General features: G+C 67.6%; 20 protein-coding genes. 9 read left to right on the top strand and 11 right to left on the bottom strand.

Annotated features, from left to right (window positions below; all coding sequences use genetic code 11):
- Positions 1-112 precede the first annotated feature (112 nt).
- Together AC4BGB_RS20070 and uvrB are read right to left on the bottom strand one after the other, a co-directional pair.
- Complete coding sequence (locus AC4BGB_RS20070; protein WP_490548761.1) at positions 113-391, bottom strand: DivIVA domain-containing protein; 279 nt, start codon at positions 389-391, stop codon at positions 113-115.
- A 24-nt stretch (positions 392-415) separates the two neighbouring features.
- Positions 416-2,533, bottom strand: coding sequence for an excinuclease ABC subunit UvrB (gene uvrB, locus AC4BGB_RS20065; protein WP_490548760.1), 2,118 nt, complete (start codon positions 2,531-2,533; stop codon positions 416-418).
- Positions 2,534-2,713: 180 nt separating this feature from the next.
- Between uvrB and AC4BGB_RS20060 the strand changes: the two genes are divergently transcribed.
- The 5 genes from AC4BGB_RS20060 (at position 2,714) to AC4BGB_RS20040 (ending at position 6,934) form a co-directional block, all read left to right on the top strand.
- Entirely contained in the window at positions 2,714-3,919 is a 1,206-nt protein-coding gene (locus tag AC4BGB_RS20060; RefSeq protein ID WP_490548901.1) for a phospholipase D-like domain-containing protein, read from the top strand.
- Between the two features lie 145 nt (positions 3,920-4,064).
- Positions 4,065-5,405 (top strand): 4-aminobutyrate--2-oxoglutarate transaminase, encoded by a 1,341-nt coding sequence (gene gabT, locus AC4BGB_RS20055; RefSeq protein WP_490548900.1) that lies wholly within the window; start codon positions 4,065-4,067, stop codon positions 5,403-5,405.
- A gap of 239 nt (positions 5,406-5,644) precedes the next feature.
- Positions 5,645-5,929, top strand: a complete 285-nt coding sequence (locus tag AC4BGB_RS20050; RefSeq protein ID WP_490548759.1) for a hypothetical protein — start codon at positions 5,645-5,647, stop codon at positions 5,927-5,929.
- Positions 5,930-5,960: 31 nt separating this feature from the next.
- Entirely contained in the window at positions 5,961-6,302 is a 342-nt protein-coding gene (locus AC4BGB_RS20045; RefSeq protein WP_490548758.1) for a hypothetical protein, read from the top strand.
- A 266-nt stretch (positions 6,303-6,568) separates the two neighbouring features.
- Complete coding sequence (locus tag AC4BGB_RS20040; RefSeq protein WP_490548757.1) at positions 6,569-6,934, top strand: hypothetical protein; 366 nt, start codon at positions 6,569-6,571, stop codon at positions 6,932-6,934.
- Between the two features lie 77 nt (positions 6,935-7,011).
- Here AC4BGB_RS20040 and AC4BGB_RS20035 read toward each other — a convergent pair whose 3' ends face one another.
- The 3 genes from AC4BGB_RS20035 to AC4BGB_RS20025 form a co-directional block, all read right to left on the bottom strand.
- The gene (locus AC4BGB_RS20035; RefSeq protein WP_490548756.1) at positions 7,012-7,644 is read right to left on the bottom strand and encodes a hypothetical protein; all 633 of its coding nucleotides are present in this window, start codon (positions 7,642-7,644) and stop codon (positions 7,012-7,014) included.
- An 84-nt stretch (positions 7,645-7,728) separates the two neighbouring features.
- Positions 7,729-8,043, bottom strand: coding sequence for a type II toxin-antitoxin system PemK/MazF family toxin (locus tag AC4BGB_RS20030; protein WP_490548755.1), 315 nt, complete (start codon positions 8,041-8,043; stop codon positions 7,729-7,731).
- Between the two features lie 3 nt (positions 8,044-8,046).
- On the bottom strand, positions 8,047-8,280 hold the full coding sequence (locus tag AC4BGB_RS20025; protein WP_490548754.1) for a ribbon-helix-helix domain-containing protein: 234 nt from the start codon (positions 8,278-8,280) through the stop codon (positions 8,047-8,049).
- A 364-nt stretch (positions 8,281-8,644) separates the two neighbouring features.
- Here AC4BGB_RS20025 and AC4BGB_RS20020 point away from each other — a divergent pair, with 364 nt between their 5' ends.
- From AC4BGB_RS20020 to AC4BGB_RS20010, 3 genes are read left to right on the top strand one after another with little or no spacing between them, the layout of a single operon-like run.
- Positions 8,645-9,469 (top strand): SAM-dependent methyltransferase, encoded by an 825-nt coding sequence (locus AC4BGB_RS20020; protein ID WP_490548753.1) that lies wholly within the window; start codon positions 8,645-8,647, stop codon positions 9,467-9,469.
- Positions 9,470-9,515: 46 nt separating this feature from the next.
- Positions 9,516-9,755, top strand: coding sequence for a hypothetical protein (locus tag AC4BGB_RS20015; RefSeq protein WP_490548752.1), 240 nt, complete (start codon positions 9,516-9,518; stop codon positions 9,753-9,755).
- A gap of 51 nt (positions 9,756-9,806) precedes the next feature.
- The gene (locus AC4BGB_RS20010; RefSeq protein ID WP_490548751.1) at positions 9,807-10,067 is read left to right on the top strand and encodes a hypothetical protein; all 261 of its coding nucleotides are present in this window, start codon (positions 9,807-9,809) and stop codon (positions 10,065-10,067) included.
- 446 nt (positions 10,068-10,513) lie between these two features.
- Here AC4BGB_RS20010 and AC4BGB_RS20005 read toward each other — a convergent pair whose 3' ends face one another.
- The 6 genes from AC4BGB_RS20005 to AC4BGB_RS19980 form a co-directional block, all read right to left on the bottom strand.
- Complete coding sequence (locus AC4BGB_RS20005; RefSeq protein ID WP_490548750.1) at positions 10,514-10,831, bottom strand: hypothetical protein; 318 nt, start codon at positions 10,829-10,831, stop codon at positions 10,514-10,516.
- 50 nt (positions 10,832-10,881) lie between these two features.
- On the bottom strand, positions 10,882-11,472 hold the full coding sequence (locus AC4BGB_RS20000; RefSeq protein ID WP_490548749.1) for a putative glycolipid-binding domain-containing protein: 591 nt from the start codon (positions 11,470-11,472) through the stop codon (positions 10,882-10,884).
- 127 nt (positions 11,473-11,599) lie between these two features.
- On the bottom strand, positions 11,600-12,382 hold the full coding sequence (locus AC4BGB_RS19995; RefSeq protein WP_490548748.1) for an amino acid ABC transporter ATP-binding protein: 783 nt from the start codon (positions 12,380-12,382) through the stop codon (positions 11,600-11,602).
- A complete protein-coding gene (locus tag AC4BGB_RS19990) occupies positions 12,379-13,881 on the bottom strand; it encodes an ABC transporter substrate-binding protein/permease (RefSeq protein WP_490548747.1) in 1,503 nt (500 codons plus the stop codon). Before AC4BGB_RS19990 ends, AC4BGB_RS19995 begins: the two co-directional genes overlap by 4 nt.
- A gap of 66 nt (positions 13,882-13,947) precedes the next feature.
- Positions 13,948-15,156, bottom strand: a complete 1,209-nt coding sequence (locus AC4BGB_RS19985; RefSeq protein ID WP_490548746.1) for a saccharopine dehydrogenase family protein — start codon at positions 15,154-15,156, stop codon at positions 13,948-13,950.
- Between the two features lies 1 nt (position 15,157).
- The gene (locus AC4BGB_RS19980; protein ID WP_490548745.1) at positions 15,158-16,591 is read right to left on the bottom strand and encodes a gamma-aminobutyraldehyde dehydrogenase; all 1,434 of its coding nucleotides are present in this window, start codon (positions 16,589-16,591) and stop codon (positions 15,158-15,160) included.
- A gap of 161 nt (positions 16,592-16,752) precedes the next feature.
- On the opposite strand from AC4BGB_RS19980, the gene AC4BGB_RS19975 reads away from it, so the two are divergent.
- A complete protein-coding gene (locus tag AC4BGB_RS19975; RefSeq protein ID WP_490548744.1) occupies positions 16,753-18,144 on the top strand; it encodes an aspartate aminotransferase family protein in 1,392 nt (463 codons plus the stop codon).
- Positions 18,145-18,164: the final 20 nt, after the last annotated feature.

Genomic DNA, 18,164 nt, shown 5'->3' with positions numbered 1-18,164 from the left:
GGGCCGGACGCCGGATCCGGCCCGAGACCGAGACCGAGACCGAGAGAAGGTTGTCACTGGCACCAATCTACGCGAGCAACAGCTCTCTCGCTCAGCTGCGGCCAAGGCCTCACTACTGCTCGGCCCGTGGGTCCTCCGCGATGATGCGGCGGTCGACCTCGCTCGCGATCCGGTCGAGCAGCTGCTCGACCTCGGTGACGGAGTACCCCTCCCGGATGCGGGTCGGGGTGAACCTCGCCGCGTCGACCAGCGTCCGGACCGAGCCGCCCTCGGTGACGGCGACGGCGAGGCGGTCGAGGAAGTCGTCGACCTCGGGCATCTCGTAGCCGGTGCGCAGGCGCACCGGGGTCAGCAGCACGTCCGCTATCTCGGCAGCGAGGTCCTCGTTCACTGCGGCGGTTCGCTCATCTGGTGCTCACTTGGTCGCTTCCATCATCTGGCGCAGCTCCTTCTTCAGGTCGGAGATCTCGTCACGCAGCCGCGCCGCCACCTCGAACTGCAGCTCTGCGGCTGCGTTGTGCATCTGGGTGGAGAGCTGCTGGACGAGCTCGGCCAGGTCGCTGGAGGGGATGCCGGCCGTGTCCGGCAGCCGCTCGTGCATCTTCGAGAGGCCCGGCACCGGCGCCTTCTTGCTCTTGTCCCCACGCGCACCGGTCCCCTGCCAGGTCTGGAGCAGTGCCTCGGTGTCCTCGTCGTCACGCGCCAGCATGTCGGTGATGTCGGCGATCTTCTTGCGCAGCGGCTGCGGGTCGACGCCGTGAAACTTGTTGTAGGCGACCTGCTTCTCGCGACGGCGGTTGGTCTCGTCGATCGCCATCTCCATCGAGGGCGTCATCCGGTCGGCGTACATCACCACTTGGCCCGAGACGTTGCGGGCCGCACGCCCGATCGTCTGGATCAAGGACTTGTCCGAGCGCAGGAACCCTTCCTTGTCCGCGTCGAGGATCGCCACCAAGGAGACCTCGGGGAGATCGAGGCCTTCGCGGAGCAGGTTGATACCCACCAGTACGTCGTACTCCCCCAGGCGCAGATCGCGCAAGAGCTCGATCCGTTTCAAGGTGTCCACCTCGGAGTGGAGGTAACGGGTGCGGACGCCGTTCTCGAGCAGGTAGTCGGTGAGGTCCTCGGACATCTTCTTGGTCAGCGTGGTCACCAGCACCCGCTCGTTGCGCTCCACGCGCAGCCCGATCTCGTGCATCAGGTCGTCGATCTGGCCCTTGGTCGACCTGACCACGACCTCGGGGTCGATCAGCCCGGTCGGCCGGATGATCTGCTCGACGACGTTGTCGATGCCCCCACCCTTGCTGATCTCGTACTTGCCCGGGGTCGCGGAGAGGTAGATGGTCTGGCCGATGCGGTCGAGGAACTCCTCCCACTTCAGCGGGCGGTTGTCCATCGCGCTGGGCAGCCGGAAGCCGTGGTCGACCAGGTTGCGCTTGCGGGACATGTCGCCCTCGTACATCCCGCCGATCTGCGGGACGGCGACGTGGGACTCGTCGACCACGAGCACGAAGTCCTCGGGGAAGTAGTCGAGCAGGCAGTTGGGGGCGCTGCCGGGGCTGCGGCCGTCGATGTGCATCGAGTAGTTCTCGATGCCCGAGCAGGAGCCGACCTGCCGCATCATCTCCACGTCGTAGGTGGTGCGCATCCGCAGCCGCTGGGCCTCGAGCAGCTTGCCCTGCTTCTCGAAGGTCGCGAGCTGCTCCTCGAGCTCGGCCTCGATGCCGGCGATCGCCCGCTCCATCCGCGCCGGGCCTGCGACGTAGTGGGTCGCCGGGAAGACGTAGAGCTCCTTGTCGTCGGTGATCACCTCGCCAGTGACCGGGTGCAGCGTCATCAGCCGCTCGATCTCGTCGCCGAAGAACTCCACCCGGACCGCGTGCTCCTCGTAGACCGGGAAGATCTCCAGGGTGTCCCCGCGGACCCGGAAGGTGCCGCGGGTGAAGGAGAGGTCGTTGCGGGCGTACTGGATCTCCACCAGCCGCCGCAGCACCGAGTCGCGGTCCATCTCCTCGCCGACCTTGAGCCGCAGCATCCGGTCGACGTACTCCTGCGGGGTGCCGAGGCCGTAGATGCACGAGACCGTGGAGACCACGATGACGTCGCGGCGGGTGAGCAGCGAGTTGGTCGCGGAGTGGCGCAGCCGCTCCACCTCCTCGTTGATCGAGGAGTCCTTCTCGATGTAGGTGTCGGTCTGGGGGACGTAGGCCTCAGGCTGGTAGTAGTCGTAGTAGGAGACGAAGTACTCCACCGCATTGTCCGGGAAGAGCATCCGCAGCTCGTTGGCGAACTGGGCCGCGAGAGTCTTGTTGGGCTGCATCACCAGGATCGGGCGCTGGAGCTGCTCGGCCACCCAGGCCACGGTCGCGGTCTTGCCGGTGCCGGTGGCACCGAGGAGGACGACGTCCTTCTCCCCTGCCTTGATCCGCTTGGAGATCTCCGCGATCGCGGTCGGCTGGTCGCCGGAGGGAACGTAGTCGGACTGCACGTCGAACGGCGCCACACGGCGCTCGAGATCGGTGACTGGACGCATGGAAACGAGCCTACGGGGGACCACTGACAAGCGCAGCGGCGTCCGGGGCCGCTCGGGGGGACGTCAGGGGACAAACGAGTCGTGTGGCCGTTCCCGGCACTCTGGTTGGATGGCGGGGTGTCGTCCCGTCATCCACTCGTCAACTTCGACCACCCGGCGCTCCGCATCGTGAGACGGACGATGCTCGTGGTCTTCGGGATCCCGGTGCTGGTGGCCACCGCGATGAGCCTGGTCGACTCCTACCGGCGACGCGGCAAGAAGCCCAAGCCGTTCCCCACCCGCACCGCCCAGGAGGTGCCGGTCGGCCAGGGCACGGTCACGACCTACAGCTACGGCCAGGACCTGTACGACGACATGCTCGCCGCCATCGAGGGGGCGCAGCGCCAGGTCCTCCTCGAGACCTACATCTGGAAGGGCGACGCCGTCGGGCAGCGGTTCAAGAAGGCGATCACCGACGCGGCCGATCGCGGCGTGGACGTCCGCGTGATCTACGACCAGTTCGCCAACCTCGTCGTACGCCCGCCGTTCAAGCACTTCCCCTCCAGCGTGAAGGTGCTGGTCTTCCCGATGTACTCGGCCGGCTGGCGGTTCTTCGACATCAGCCGCTACGGCCGCGACCACCGCAAGATCCTGGTGGTCGACGACGAGGTCGCCTTCGTGGGCGGCTACAACCTCGGCTCGGCCTACGCCACGGAGTGGCGCGACACCCACTGCCGGATCACCGGCCCCGCCGTGTGGGACCTCAAGCGCGCGTTCGCCGACTTCTGGAACCTGCACCGCGACAAGCGGTTCCGCCGCAGCGAGCACCCGATGGACCTGCCCCCCGCCCCCTCGTGGGAGCCCAAGATCCGCCTGCACCGCAACGTGCCCCGGCTGTGGATGTTCCCGATCCGGGCGATGTACCTCGAGGCGATCGACCGCTCGCAGCACCACGTGTGGCTCACCGTGGCCTACTTCCTGCCCGACGAGGACTTCGTGCGCACCCTGGTGATGGCGGCCCGCCGCGGCGTCGACGTGCGGCTGCTGCTGCCCGCCAAGTCCAACCACATCGTCGCTGACTGGCTCTCCCGGGGCTACTTCCGCCAGCTCCTGGACGCCGGTGTCCGCATCTACCGCTTCCGGGGCGCGATGGTGCACGCGAAGACGGCCACGATCGACGGCACCTGGACCACCATCGGGACCGCGAACATCGACCGGCTGAGCATGACGGGCAACTACGAGGTCAACGTGGAGATCATCGACGAGGCCCTGGCCGCGGAGATGGAGCGGATCTTCGAGACCGACCTCACCAACGCCCTCCCGCTGACCCTGACCGAGTGGGAGGCGCGCGACGTCTACAGCAGGTTCACCGAGCTGATCCTCAAGCCGCTGCGGCCGTTCCTGTAGGTCGCTTGTCGGCGGCTCCCGGACGGCGAATACTGAGTCGCGTACGCACTCACTCGTGCCGATCTCGTTGCCGGAGGGCCACATGACGACTGAAACCGCTGCAGGTCTCGACAAGCTCGAGCGTTCTGGGAACGGGCAGGACCGGATGCGCACCGGCGGCCCCGAGCTGCCGCAGGAGCGGCGCCTGATCACCGAGATCCCCGGGCCCCGGTCGCGAGAGCTCCACGAGCGGCGTACGGCGGCCGTCGCCTCCGGTGTGGGCAGCACGCTCCCGGTCTACGTCGAGGCCGCCGGCGGTGGCGTCGTGGTCGACGTCGACGGGAACTCGCTGATCGACCTCGCCAGCGGCATCGCGGTCACCAGCGTGGGCAACTCCGCCCCCGAGGTCGTCCGGCGGGTCACCGAGCAGGTGGCGGCGTTCACGCACACGTGCTTCATGGTCGCCCCCTACGAGGGCTACGTCGAGGTGTGCGAGGCGCTGGCCCGGGTCACGCCCGGCGACCACGCCAAGAAGACCGCGCTCTTCAACTCAGGGGCCGAGGCGGTCGAGAACGCCGTGAAGATCGCCCGGGCCCACACCGGCCGGGACGCGGTGGTCGTCTTCGACCACGCCTACCACGGCCGCACCAACCTGACGATGGCGATGACGGCCAAGAACATGCCCTACAAGCACGGGTTCGGGCCGTTCGCCGGCGAGGTCTACCGCGCGCCGATCTCCTACCCGTTCCGCGAACCGGTCGAGATGACCGGCGCGCAGGCCGCGGCCCGGGCGATCGACGTCATCGAGAAGCAGGTCGGTGCGGACAACCTGGCCTGCGTCGTGATCGAGCCGGTGCTCGGCGAGGGCGGGTTCGTCGTACCCGCTGAGGGCTTCCTGCCGGCGATCGCCCAGTGGTGCACCGAGAACGGCGTCGTGTTCGTCGCCGACGAGATCCAGTCGGGCATGTGCCGCACGGGCGCCTGGTTCGCCTGCGAGCACGAGGGCGTCGTACCCGACCTGGTGACGGTGGCCAAGGGCATGGCCGGCGGGCTGCCGCTCTCCGCTGTGGTCGGCCGCGCCGAGATCATGGACGCGCCGCACGGCGGCGGCCTCGGCGGGACGTACGGCGGCAACCCGGTCGCCTGCGCCGCGGCCCTGGGAGCGATCGCCACGATGGAGGAGCTCGACCTCCCCGCCGCCGCGAGGCGGATCGAGGACACGATGACCACGCGCCTGCGCGCGCTGGCCGAGAAGGTGCCCGCGATCGGCGACGTCCGCGGTCGCGGCGCCATGATGGCGATCGAGCTGGTCCGGCCGGGGACCACCGAGCCGGACGCTGCCCTCGCCGCGAAGATCAGCGCCGGCTGCCACCAGGCGGGCGTGCTCACGCTGACCTGCGGAACCTACGGCAACGTGCTCCGCTTCCTGCCCCCGCTGGTGATGCCCGACCACCTGCTCGACGAGGCGCTCGACGTGCTCGAGGAGGTCGCGCTCGGCTTGGCCTGAGCCCGGTGGTTTGCGCCCGCGCACCCGTGCTGCGCACCAGTTTGCGCCGATGACTTCGCGGGGCGAGACGCTGCCCTGAGGCCCTCCAGGAACCGGGTCAGCAGAACCCGTCAGGGAGAGAAGCTGTTTGCGTCCTCGTCTTCTCTCCCAGTAATGGGGTCTGACTAGGGGCCTATGACCGCCGCGCGCGCCACGCGTTTACCGGATCTGCCGATGAGCGGACGTTCTAACATGACCGCATGGACGTCCACATTCTCTGGCACGTCAGGCATGCGCGAAACCTGGATGGCTCGCCGATTGAGCATCGGAAGCCGAGCGGCGAGCTACTCATCGACGAGCAGTTCGACGACATCAAGATCATCGGCGTGTACAGCGATAAGCGCCTTGTGGACGAAGCGATCGCACGGATACGGCTCCTCGACGGCTTCCGAGAGGAGCCAGACTGCTTTATGTCTGACGCGTACACCCTTGATGAGGACAACTGGACAGACGGTTTTGTGTCGATCTCGATGAAGGACGACTGACCGTCCCCGCGAACGCCCTCAACTGCCGGTGATGACGCGCTCCTATCAACGAGCGGGCCGCATACGCGAGCGCGTGTCCTATGGTGCACAGGTGGCGGTCATTCGGATTTTGCAGGACGGAAGGCTAGTGCTGCTCGACGGAACGAAACTCGACCTCGAACACGTCTGGCTCAGCCAGAAGGATGCCCGGATGGTTGCGGAGAGCGCAGACTTTGTGGTGCAAGCGACGGGCATTGGAACGGCGGATATCTCGTCGGACCGAGATCACATCGGCGAACTGCTGGCGCGAGCCGACGGGAGCCGGGGCTCGGTGGGAGCGCGGCGCTATCGATCCACGGGCACAGTTGCTCTTGTGTTCCAAGAGTTTCACTGACGTCGCAGCACCCACCCCCAACGTCCGGATCTGCCGCCATCCGCGGCGACCCTGCTGATGAGCGTGGCAGGCACAGACACCTAGGCACCGGTGAGTACCTGTGCGGATGCGGCGGCCTTCCGGCTGGACGACCCTGGGGTCATGAACTCCGAACAGGGCGGCGCTCCGACACATCTCGTGCGGCGATCTGGCTCGTCGCCAACTAGGACGCGTGACTGATGAGCCGTAGTAGACCCCTGCGCGCCGGGCTGGTGACGCTCTGCTCCGTGTCAGCGTTCTGGCTGCTCATGCACGAGCTCTTTACCGGGCCTCAGTGCGACTCGAGCTACATGCAGCAATCCAGCTGCCTCGGAGGCGAACTCCTCATGGCCGCGATTGGCGCACCCTCCTTGCTCATCATCGTCGCCCTCGCCCTCTCGGGCCGTGGGATGGGCCACTCGTTGCTGGGAGCGCTGCTGTCCCTGGGGGCAGGTTGGCAATCCGTCAGCGGCATCTTCGACTTGCTTGACCTGGCCGAGTCCGACTTCCTCGGGCAGATGCTCACGGCCCCCGCCGCAGCCCTCTGCGCCGCCTTGTGGGCTTTCTACGGTCCAGGCACTACGGACGCGAACGAGCCACCATCGGAGGCCTAGACCGCGCCCGCGTCGGGCGAGAGTCCGCTCATGCAGCGCTCCGCGCGGTCTGTCGAGATGCGGACGTTCTTAGCGTCTCAGTCTGTGTCAGTGATGCAGAGGACGGTCATCTCGGCGTTTCGATAGTCGGTGAGGACAAACGTCTCGTCCCACGCCACATCGAAGAACCATGGTGTCCAGGGTTCGTTCGTCCGGTCGAGACGAAAGTCCTCATACCTTCTGCCCGTAAGTCCCGCGACCGCTTCATCTGCCAGTCGCTTAGCCTCGGCTCCATGCCCTGCGAAAGCCCCGTAGGCACCACCGTGCACGATGGTCGTGGCGAGGATGCCGTCCAGGGTGAGCGCACCTCCAGGCACCTCCTCCAACGCGCCTGGCACACGGTCGAGCTTCGCGGGAATCTCTAGCGGTGACAGGTCATCGCGGACGACCGGACTGTCGAAGAGCAACCTGTGCATCTCGTACTCGTCCAGACGGTTGCGCGATGCGAACCAGGCGGCGGCGTCGCCGTACTCAACGGCGCGCCATCGTCCAAGCTGGTACCCGCCATTCACGTGAGTCTCTGCGACGTGGCCGAGGTACTCGTCTAGGGGCGCGGAATCAACCGGCACCGATTCCCAAATCACTTGCGGCCACGAGTCGACTACTTCCTGGACTGACGGTCGCGGCTGATCCCAATCGATGTCCTTCCACGAGCGCACAGCGCCGATCATCTCAGCATTGGAGGATTCGCATGCCTACATCTTCCGATCAGACGCAGCGGCAATCTCATGCTGCAGTCGGTGCACGCCTGCGGGTCATTCGAGAACGGGCAACTCGAGGTCGTAGGCCAAGACCACGGCGTGCGCCAGCTGAGCCTCTTGCTCGGCGCTGAGGTACCCGACGGTGCGACCGAGCAGGTTCACCGGGACGGTGATGACATTGTCGAGGGCGACCACGCAGTCGTGATCCAGCCCGTTCTCGGGTCCGACCAGGACCTCGCTGGACAAGCCCTTGATGGTGGTGGTGATCGGAGCGACCGTCACCTTGGTCATCGCGACCCTTGCCGCTTCGCGGGTCAAGACCAGTGCCGGCCGGGTCTTGTCGAGACGGACCAGGCAGATCTCGCGCACCGATCAGTCCTCGACCTCGAGGTGGGTGCTGCTCCACTGCACCAGATCGTCCAGCTCGTCGGCGGGGCCGTGCTCACGTAGGGTCTGTGCGTCTTGCTCGGCAGCCTGTCGACGCATCTCCCGCTCCACCGCGGCTGCGACGAGCGCGGCCCGGCTGGGAGCCTTGCCAGTGGTCACGGCGCGGTCCAAGAAGGCGACCATCTCGTCGGGGAGGCGAACGGCGATCTGTGTGCTCATGCGACCCATCGTACCTGGACGCATCCCATTGTGGGATGCGCACGCTCATGCCGCGATCCGCGCGCGGTCATGCCGAGAGCCAGCGCGCTGGTCCGGTTGACGCCCCTTCACCGGAGGCTTCGCCGGACGGGTCTTGCCGGACGAGAGGGGGGTCGCGCGGACGGCTGACCGCCAGTTTCCCGCAGGAGGTTCGGCTTACGGGACGGCGGGATCCGGCGCGGCCCGCGTGTCGTGGTGTGGATCGCTGTGACGCGAAGCGGTCGCCGGGGGTCGCGTTGGCAGTGGCATCGCGGGGTGACCGAGGTGGTCGTCCTCGCATTTAGGGTGTCGACATCTGGTTGGGCGACAGAAGGGAGGCGTCATCTTGGCTGATGAGCGTTCAGTTCAAGCTCACTACCGTGCTGTCGGATTGCTCGATCGCATCGTCGCTGGTTTGCGCGAAGCGGGTAAGGACCCTGACGCGCCGACTGTGGATGACCTTGCGCCGGCCGATGAGTTTCACTCGGCCGGGCGCGCTGCTACGAAGGATCTCGCCGCACTCGCTGCACTCAAGCCCGGAACACGGGTGCTTGACGTGGGCAGCGGCCTGGGCGGCCCGGCACGATTCCTCGCCGCGACGTACAGGTGTGACGTCACCGGTATTGACCTTATGCCTGAGTTTTGCACCGTGGCCAACGAGCTGTCCCGCATGACGCGCCTTGCAGAGCGGACCCAATTCCGTCGAGGCAATGCTTTGGCGCTACCCTTTGATGATGGCGCGTTCGATTGCGTGTGGACGATTCAGACGCAAATGAACATTGCCGAAAAGCGCCAATTTTACGGTGAAATAACGCGCGTCCTGCGACCCGGCGGTCAGTTCGTGTTCCAGGACATCTGTGCGGGCAACGGACAGTCGCTCGATTTTCCCGTTCCCTGGGCGAGTGAGCCGGGGCAGAGCCACCTGATTTCCCCGGAAGACTTGCGAACACTCTTGCGCAAGTTGGGCCTCAAAGAGCACACGTTCCGGGACGTCTCTTCGACGATCCTTGCCTGGCTGGACGCAAACCGACCGCCGGCGGGCACATCGCCTCCTCTTGGAATGCACCTGGTGCTTGGCGAGCGACATGCCCAGAAGCGTGCCAATTCCGGCCGCGCCTTGCGTGATGGGCGGGTGAGGTACGTTCAGGGTGCGTATCTCAAGCCCGAGTGAGTGCCGATGACAGGTTCTTTGAGCCCTTCGGCCGCACTGGGTTGCGGTGCAGCTCGCGCAATCGCTGCAAAAGTCGCCCAACTACCCGGTGGAGCGGACCGCTGGCTCGCATCGGGTCGCCGCGGCCGCTCACCGCAGCGTTGAGTTCATGCACAACGACGATAAGGACCATCCAACACGCTGGCCTGCGGGGGAGCTGAGGAAGGTGAACCCGTCGAGCATCATGCGGCTGTCTGTCATCCCGGAAGGGGATCGTCTTTCGGAGCATCCGGATCTGCCGCGATGAGTTCGACGTGGATGGACATCGGCTCGCGTTGCGAGTGCAAGACTCACCGCCATGACCAGTCAGGTGCCGTCCGTCCCGCCGGGACCCATGGGAGAGCGCATCTTGTGGGTGTGGTTGCTCGTCGTCGCCGGAGTCGGCTGCTGGCTCGTCGCGGCCGTGTGGCTCTTTCGGGCGTATCTGGAAAGCGACACCAGCCGGGACATCTACTTCGGCTATGGCATCGGATTCTTCATCTTGGGCCTTGCTCCGCTGGGGCTGGCCCTGGTGCTGCGGCTGCGCACAGCACTGTCCAGAAGACGCTCCAAGGCCTGACGCGAACGTCCGCATCTGCCGCGATCCGCGCGCTCATGCCGATGACCGGATGCCCCGGCCCGGCAGTGGCATGCTGGGCATAGACGCCATATGAGGCGAGGGGAGGTGCGGGGATGGTGAGAACAGCCGTGGGTACGGGTGACCATCCGCCTGACCCTCCCTACAACGCGGAGGCTCACGCCGGGGCGACGCTGAACGCGCTGCGGCGCATCCGCCGCAACCGACGCACACTCACTCAGGCCGACGCGGAGAACATTGTCCGCGAAGAGGCGAACGCGAGAGCGGTCAAAGTTCCGGGTCACGTCGTACGCCACATGGCGCGCAACGCGCTGCGGTCCTTCTGGTGGCCCTTCCTCCATCCAAGGCAAGCACGAGGCGAGGGCTACCGCTTCATGTGGGAGCGGGACTCTGAGTGAGGATCATCTAGCGTCCGGGCGAACATCCGCTCATGCCGCGAAGGGCGCTCGAACACGAACGCTCTGCCGCGACGAGTACACATCGATCGATGCAGACATGATGGTCGTGCGTGGCACAGGCTTGTCCAGTTCGCCGAGTAGCTGAACGAACCGTACGTCGGCGTTCTCCAGCCGGGCGCACAACTGGTAGGTGCTGCGCGCCGTCTGGTGGGTCTTGGCGTTGCTGATCTCCTCAGCGGTTGGCGCGTAACTGAACAGCTCAGCCAGCGCCAGGTGTTCTGCAGCATGGAACGCGTTCTCGTAGAAGGGCCGCAACGCACCGTCTGCGAGGGCGCGGCCGGCACCCATCCGACCACCACGACGAGCGAGATCCCCATCGAGGCGGACAGTGCCCCCGGCTAGGACCCGCTCCGCAACTCGTCCCACGCGCGCGTCGCGAAGCCCTCGTAGTCGAGCACCAGGCCGTCCTCGTCCACGGTGAGCCGGAACGCGCCGTGCAGCAGGTCGCTGTACTCCCAGGCATCCGGCCCGCCGGCGGGGTCCAGCCGTGTGTAGGTCTGCTCCACCCGGGAGACCCTCAAGGTCGGCACCTCCACCCACGCCACCGAAGTCGTGGCCGACTCGCCCGCGGCCAGCGACTGCAGGCGCCTGATCGGGAACGTGTTCGTCAGCGGTGTCGCGGCGATGTCCACATCCACGCAGCCGTCGAGGATGGGCGCCCGCTCTCCGTCCTGCCACCACCGGTCGCCCTCGGCGCGGAGGTCGAGGGTGGCCACCCCGGTGGAGAACGCCTCTACGTGGGCGGCCACGGTGCGCCACGCCTCGTCCAGCTCGACCTGGAAGGTGCATGAGATCGGGGCGGCCGCGTCGAGGAGGACCTCTGTCGCGCGAGCCGTCCAGCCTTGGCGGGCCCGGGTGAGCCGGGCGGTGCTGTGGCCGGTGGCGGGCGGAATACGTCGCCACATGACCAGGCGGGGGTCTGCACTCACGCGACGCATTCTGCCAGGTTCACACACCTTGCTGCCGAACCTAGAGGTGCCCGTCACTTGCCTGCACCTCGCCCTGGCGGATTCCATCTGCTGCTGATCGAGCGCTGACATTCCGATGAGCGGCGGCTCAGCCAGCCGCCAGGATCCGGCTCAGGAACTGCCGGGTGCGCTCGTGCTGCGGGTCGGTCAGCACCTCGGCCCCACCCCGCTCGATGACCCCACCGTCATCGAGGAACAGCACCTGGTCGGCGACGTCGCGGGCGAACCGCACCTCGTGGGTGACGATCATCAGGGTCCATCCCTCCGCTGCCAGGTCCTTGATCACTCCGAGCACCTCACCGACGAGCTCGGGGTCGAGCGCAGAGGTCGGCTCGTCGAGCAGGACCACCTGCGGCTTCAGCGCCAGCGCCCGGGCGATGCCCACGCGCTGCTGCTGCCCGCCGGAGAGCTGGGCGGGATAGGTGTCCTCCCGCTCGGGCAGGCCCACCTGGGCGAGCAGGACCCGGGCATCGGCGACCGCTTCGTCGAGCGGGCGCTTCTGCACCTGGACCGGTCCCTCGATCAGGTTCTCCAGCACGGTCTTGTGCGGGAACAGGTTGTGCGCCTGGAACACCATCCCGGTGCGGGAGCGCAGCGCGGCGACCTGCTGGCGTCGCTCGGACTTCGCGTCGGGCAGGGCGCCGAAGTCCACCGCCGCGTCGGCGATCCTGATCCTGCCCGCGTCCGGGGTCTCCAGCACGTTGAGCGATCGCAGCACGGTGGTCTTCCCACATCCGGACGGCCCGAGGAGCACGGTCGCCGTACCTTCGTCGGCCGTGAAGTCGATGCCCCGAAGGACGTGGTGGTCCGCGAATGACTTGTGCAGCCCCGTGACCTCGATCAGCGGGCTGCCGTGCGTCGGCGTGCTCATACGGCGAACCTCTCCAGGCGGCGTTCCAAGCGTTGCTGCACGAGTGAGAGCACCCAGCAGATGACCCAGTAGTAGAGAGCGGCCAGCACGTAGAGCGCCATGAACTTGCCGCTCGTCGAGGCGGCGTTCTGGGCCACCCGGAACAGGTCGGTGAGCAGCACCACCGCCACCAGTGAGGTGTCCTTGACCAGCGACAGCAGGGTGTTGGACAGCGGCGGCACCGCGATCCGGGTGGCCTGCGGGAGCACGATGCGGCGCATGGTCATCCGGTAGTCCATGCCGATCGTCGTGGCCGCCTCGAACTGTCCGCGGGGCACCGACAGGATCGAGGCGCGGATGATCTCAGCGGCGTACCCGCCGACATTGAGGCTCAGCGCGAGCACCGCCGCGGTGAAGCCGGGCAGGTCGATGCCGATCTGGGGCAGGCCGTAGAAGACGATGAACAGCTGCACCAGGAGCGGCGTACCGCGGATGGCGGAGATGTAGAACCGGGCGGGCGCGTCGAGCAACCGGTTGTTCGAGAGCCGGGCGAGCGCGGTGACAAGGGCGAGCGCGAGGCCGATCAGGAAGCTGATGATCGTCAGCGGGATGGTCACCTTGACCGCCCCCACCAGCATCCGACCGGCCGTGTCCTGCACGACCTTCCAGGTGCTGCGGCCGGCGTCGGAGCCCTTCAGGTCGACGTCGTCGGGGTCCTCCACCGACACGTCGGACTTGAAGTAGGACTTCGAGATCTTCGCCAGCGTCCCGTCCTGGCGCAGCTTCTTCAACGCCGCGTCGGCCTGCTCGCGCAAGCGGGTGTCGCTCTTGCGGAAGGTCAGTGCCTGCTCGGAGATCTCACCGCCCGCGTTGCCGGCGATCACCACGTCGTCGGAGCCGGTGGAGGCGAGGTAGTCGAGCACGGCGATGTTGTCGTTGACGATGGCGTCCACCCGACCCTGCTTGAGCAGGGCGGCGGCCTGGGCGAAGCCCTCGACCGACTCCACCTTCGCGCCGGCGTCGCGAGCGACCTGGGCCCAGTTGCTGGTCTCGGACTGGGCGGTGGTCTTGCCCTTCAGATCCTCCAGCCGAGAGATCCCCTTGGTCCCCTTGGCCACGACGATCACGCCGCGCGAGTACGTGTACGGCTCGGAGAACAGGTAGCCGGCCTGCCGCTCCGGGTTGATCGTGACCTGGTTGGCGATCACGTCGATCCGCCCGGAGTCCAGCGCCGGGAAGAGCGCGTCGAAGGTCCCCTGGACGAACTCCGGCTTCCAGCCGGCTTCCTTCGCGACCGCCTTGACGACCTCGATGTCGTAGCCGGTGAGCTGGTCGGTCCGCGGGTCCTTGTAGGTGAACGGCGGGTAGGTGCCCTCGGTGCCGACCTTGACCAGGCGCGGCTCCGGGTCGTCGGCGGCGTTCGCGCTGCCCGGGACCACCAGCACGATTGTCAGGGCCATCAGCAGCAGCACCAGCCGGCGTACCCGAGCACTGGTCCGTTCGGGGGCGCGCCTGCTCACGGTTCTCACCACTCGTTCACTGTAGTGAAATCCAGCGTCCGCGGGCCCGCCGCTTCGTGGCGTGGGTCAGCTGCCCTCGCGCTGCCCCCACGGGCTCCCGTAGGCGGTCAGCAGGTCGAGGAACGGCACCGCGTCGAAGGCCTCCGAACCGAGGACGCCCGCGCCCGTCCAGACGCCGGTAGCGAGCAGCTCGAGGGCGACCACCGGGTTCACCGCGGTCTGCCAGACCACGCACTGGTGGCCGTACTCGCGCATGGACCACTCGTTGTCGACCACGTGGTAGAGGTACGTCGCCCGCGGCTGGCCGTCCTTGCCGGTCCCGGTCACGAACAGGCCGGCGCAGGTCTTCCCGGTCATCTTGTCCCCGAGCGTGGCCGGATCGGGCAGGCAGGCGGCCACCACGTCGCGCGGGCTGACCGCACCCCCGGGGACCTGGACCTTCTCGGTGCGGTCGAGCCCGAGCTTGTGCAAGGTCTTGAGGACGTCGATGAACTCCTCGCCGAGGCCGTACTTGAAGGTGGCTCGCTCGCAGTCGACCCATCGCGGCATCAGGAGCACCTCCTCGTGCTCGACGTTGACGCACTCCACCGGGCCGATGCCCTCGGGGAACTCGAAGACCTCGGGCTCGCTGAACGGCTCGGTGGTGAACCAGCCGCGGTCGCGCTCCCACACCACGGGCGGGTTCAGGCACTCCTCGATCGTGGTCCAGATCGAGAAGGACGGCGCGAACTCGTGCCCCTCGACGCTGAGGTTCGCCCCGTCGCGGACGCCGAGCTCCTCGATGTGGCTGAACAGGTGGTCAGCGGCGTACCGCGCGAACACGTCGGAGAGACCCGGCTCCACCCCGATGCCGCACAGCGCCAGCCGTCCCGCCCGCTCCCACTGCTCGGCCACGGCGAACTGCTCGTCGCCGAGCTTGACCCCGGTGCGGGAGTACGGCGCCTCCGGGTGCGGCCGGGACAGGGACATCGCCATGTCGAGGTAGTCAGCGCCGCCGGCGTACGCCCCCTCGAAGATCGGCATCACGAACCGCGGGTCCACCGCGTTCATCACGTGGGTGATCGCGTGCTCGCGCACCAGCGCCTCCACCGACGAGGCGTCGGAGGCGTCCACCTGCGCGGCCGCGAATCGGTCGTCCCCCAGCGTGTCGACCGCCTTTCGCGACCGCGCGTCGTCGTAGTCCGCAACGACGCACGACTCGAAGAAGTCACGCCGCGCGGCGATCGCCGTGAAGGCGGACCCGACTCCGCCGGCCCCGACGAGGAGGATTCTCATCTCACTCGCCGAAGTAGGACATCACGTGCTTGATCCGGGTGTAGTCCTCGAGGCCGTACATCGAGAGGTCCTTGCCGTAGCCGGAGTGCTTGAAGCCGCCGTGCGGCATCTCCGCGACGATCGGGATGTGGGTGTTGATCCACACGCACCCGAAGTCCAGGTCGCGTGAGAACCGCATCGCCCGGGAGTGGTCCTTGGTCCACACGCTGGAGGCGAGGCCGTACTCCACCCCGTTGGCCCAGGCGAGCGCCTCGGCCTCGTCGGTGAACTTCTGCACGGTGATCACCGGGCCGAAGATCTCGTTCTGGATCTGCTCGTCGTTCTGCCGCAGCCCGGAGAGGACGGTCGGCTCGTAGAAGTAGCCGCTCTCGCCCTGTCGGTGACCGCCGGCAGAGACCTGCGCGTGGTCGGGCAGCCGGTCCACCATCCCGGAGACCCGCGCGAGCTGGTCGGCGTTGTTCAGCGGGCCGTAGAGGATGTCCGGGTCGTCGGGCATGCCGGTGCTGGTGTTCCTGGCCTGCTCGGTGAGGGCGGCGAGGAAGTCGTCGTGGACCCGGGGGCCGACGAGGACGCGGGTGGCGGCCGTGCAGTCCTGGCCGGCGTTGAAGTAGCCGGCCGCCGCGATCCCCTCCGCCGCGGCCTCGACGTCCGCGTCGTCGAAGACGATCACCGGCGCCTTGCCGCCGAGCTCGAGGTGGACCCGCTTGACCTGCTTGGCGGCGGCACCGGCGACCTCCATGCCGGCGCGGACCGAGCCGGTGATCGCGACCAGCTGCGGGGTCGGGTGGTCGACGAGCGCACGTCCGGTGTCCCGGTCCCCGGTCACCACGTTGAAGACACCCGGCGGGAGGAACTCCTGGGCGAGCTCGGCGAACAGGGTGGTGGACGCGGGCGTGGTGTCGCTGGGCTTGAGCACGATGCAGTTCCCGGCCGCCAGGGCGGGCGCGACCTTCCAGACCATCATCATCAGCGGGTAGTTCCACGGGGTGACCTGTCCGACCACGCCGATCGGCTCGCGGCGTACCCAGGAGGTGTGGTGCTTGAGGTACTCCCCCGCGGACTTGCCTTCGAGCACCCGCGCGGCGCCGGCGAAGAACCGGAGCTGGTCGATCGCCGGCGGCAGCTCCTCCTCGATGGTGAAGCCGATCGGCTTGCCGGTGTCTCGCGACTCCACGTCGACGAAGTCCAGGGACCGCTCCTCGAGGGCGTCCGCGATCTTCAGCAGGGCCTTCTGGCGATCGGCGGGGGTGGCGTCGCGCCAGGTCTCGAACGCGGTCGAGGCGGCCCGGTAGGCGCGGTCGACGTCCTCGGGACCCGACTTGGGAGCGGTGGCGTACACCTCCCCCGTGGTGGGGTCGATGACGTCGTAGGTCTCCCCCGACGCCGCGTCGACGAGCTCTCCGTTGACCACGTTGCGGAACCTGGTGTCTGCCATGCGGTGAGCGTAGTCATTGCGCGACGGATTCGATAGGTCCGACCGGCCTTCACCAAACGATTCCATCGAGATTCGCCGCATCGGCGCGCCGAATCGTTTGCCACCCATGGCGCGGACGGGGCAGACTGGCCTCTCCGCCGTACACGACCCGAGGTGCCACCATGACCGATGCCAGCCAGGACGAGGCTCGCCAGCGCGCAGCCAAGGATCACCTCTGGATGCACTTCACCCGGCACTCGACCTACGACACCCACGACGTGCAGACGATCGTGCGTGGCGACGGTGTGCACGTGTGGGACTCCCACGGCAACCGCTACCTCGACGGCCTCGCGGGGCTCTTCGTCGTACAGGCGGGACACGGCCGCACCGAGCTCGCCGAGGCGGCCGCCAAGCAGGCCGCCGAGCTCGCGTTCTTCCCGCTCTGGTCCTACGCGCACCCGAGCGCGATCGACCTCGCCGAGCGGGTGGCCGGCTATGCGCCGGGCGACCTGAACCGGGTCTTCTTCACCACCGGCGGCGGCGAGGCCGTGGAGTCGGCGTGGAAGCTGGCCAAGCAGTACTTCAAGCTCACCGGCAAGCCGACCAAGCACAAGGTGATCAGCCGCGCGATCGCCTACCACGGCACCCCGCAGGGAGCACTGTCCATCACCGGGCTGCCGGGCATGAAGGCTCCCTTCGAGCCCCTGGTTCCCTCCACGTTCCGCGTGCCGAACACGAACTTCTACCGCGCCCCGGAGCAGTTCCAGACCGGCGCTCCGGACGACGAGTACAAGTTCGGCCAGTGGGCTGCCAACCGGATCGCCGAGGCGATCGAGTTCGAGGGGCCCGACACCGTCGCGGCCGTCTTCCTCGAGCCGGTGCAGAACTCCGGCGGCTGCTTCCCGCCACCCCCTGGCTACTTCGAGCGCGTCCGCGAGATCTGCGACGAGTACGACGTGCTGCTGGTCTCCGACGAGGTCATCTGCGCCTTCGGCAGGCTCGGCCACATGTTCGCGGCGGAGCGGTACAACTACCAGCCCGACATCATCACCTGCGCCAAGGGCCTCACCTCGGGCTACTCCCCGCTGGGCGCGATGGTCGCCACCGACCGCCTCTTCGAGCCGTTCTCCAAGGGCGACACCTCCTTCGCGCACGGCTACACCTTCGGCGGCCACCCTGTCTCGACCGCGGTCGCGATGGCCAACCTCGACATCTTCGAGCGCGAGCAGCTCAACGAGCACGTCCGCGACACCGAGGGCGACTTCCGCGCCACCCTGGAGAAGCTCAACGACCTGCCGATCGTGGGCGACATCCGCGGCGACGGGTTCTTCTACGGGATCGAGCTCGTCAAGGACAAGGCCACCAAGGAGACCTTCAACGAGGCCGAGTGCGAGCGCCTCCTGCGCGGCTTCCTCACCGGCGCCCTGTTCGAGGCCGGCCTCTACTGCCGCGCCGACGACCGCGGGGACCCGGTGATCCAGCTCGCTCCCCCGCTGGTCGCCGACCAGGCCGTCTTCGACGAGATCGAGTCCATCCTCCGCGACGTCCTCACCCGGGCCTGGGCCCAGCTCTAGCCCGAGGCGCTCGAGCTGGA

The organism is Nocardioides sp. Z30_9, assembly GCF_058215735.1.
Note: the sequence above shows the minus strand (reverse complement) of the source record. Positions and strands in the feature narration are given on the sequence as shown.

Excerpts from the sequence above, each read along its gene's own strand:
- uvrB (WP_490548760.1), bottom strand. The coding sequence starts at position 2,533 with ATGCGTCCAGTCACCGATCTCGAGCGCCGTGTGGCGCCGTTCGACGTG.
- AC4BGB_RS20060 (WP_490548901.1), top strand. The coding sequence starts at position 2,714 with ATGCTCGTGGTCTTCGGGATCCCGGTGCTGGTGGCCACCGCGATGAGC.
- gabT (WP_490548900.1), top strand. The coding sequence starts at position 4,065 with ATGCGCACCGGCGGCCCCGAGCTGCCGCAGGAGCGGCGCCTGATCACC.
- AC4BGB_RS20050 (WP_490548759.1), top strand. The coding sequence starts at position 5,645 with ATGGACGTCCACATTCTCTGGCACGTCAGGCATGCGCGAAACCTGGAT.
- AC4BGB_RS20045 (WP_490548758.1), top strand. The coding sequence starts at position 5,961 with ATGACGCGCTCCTATCAACGAGCGGGCCGCATACGCGAGCGCGTGTCC.
- AC4BGB_RS20035 (WP_490548756.1), bottom strand. The coding sequence starts at position 7,644 with ATGATCGGCGCTGTGCGCTCGTGGAAGGACATCGATTGGGATCAGCCG.
- AC4BGB_RS20025 (WP_490548754.1), bottom strand. The coding sequence starts at position 8,280 with ATGAGCACACAGATCGCCGTTCGCCTCCCCGACGAGATGGTCGCCTTC.
- AC4BGB_RS20010 (WP_490548751.1), top strand. The coding sequence starts at position 9,807 with ATGACCAGTCAGGTGCCGTCCGTCCCGCCGGGACCCATGGGAGAGCGC.
- AC4BGB_RS20005 (WP_490548750.1), bottom strand. The coding sequence starts at position 10,831 with ATGGGTGCCGGCCGCGCCCTCGCAGACGGTGCGTTGCGGCCCTTCTAC.
- AC4BGB_RS19995 (WP_490548748.1), bottom strand. The coding sequence starts at position 12,382 with ATGAGCACGCCGACGCACGGCAGCCCGCTGATCGAGGTCACGGGGCTG.
- AC4BGB_RS19985 (WP_490548746.1), bottom strand. The coding sequence starts at position 15,156 with ATGAGAATCCTCCTCGTCGGGGCCGGCGGAGTCGGGTCCGCCTTCACG.
- AC4BGB_RS19980 (WP_490548745.1), bottom strand. The coding sequence starts at position 16,591 with ATGGCAGACACCAGGTTCCGCAACGTGGTCAACGGAGAGCTCGTCGAC.
- AC4BGB_RS19975 (WP_490548744.1), top strand. The coding sequence starts at position 16,753 with ATGACCGATGCCAGCCAGGACGAGGCTCGCCAGCGCGCAGCCAAGGAT.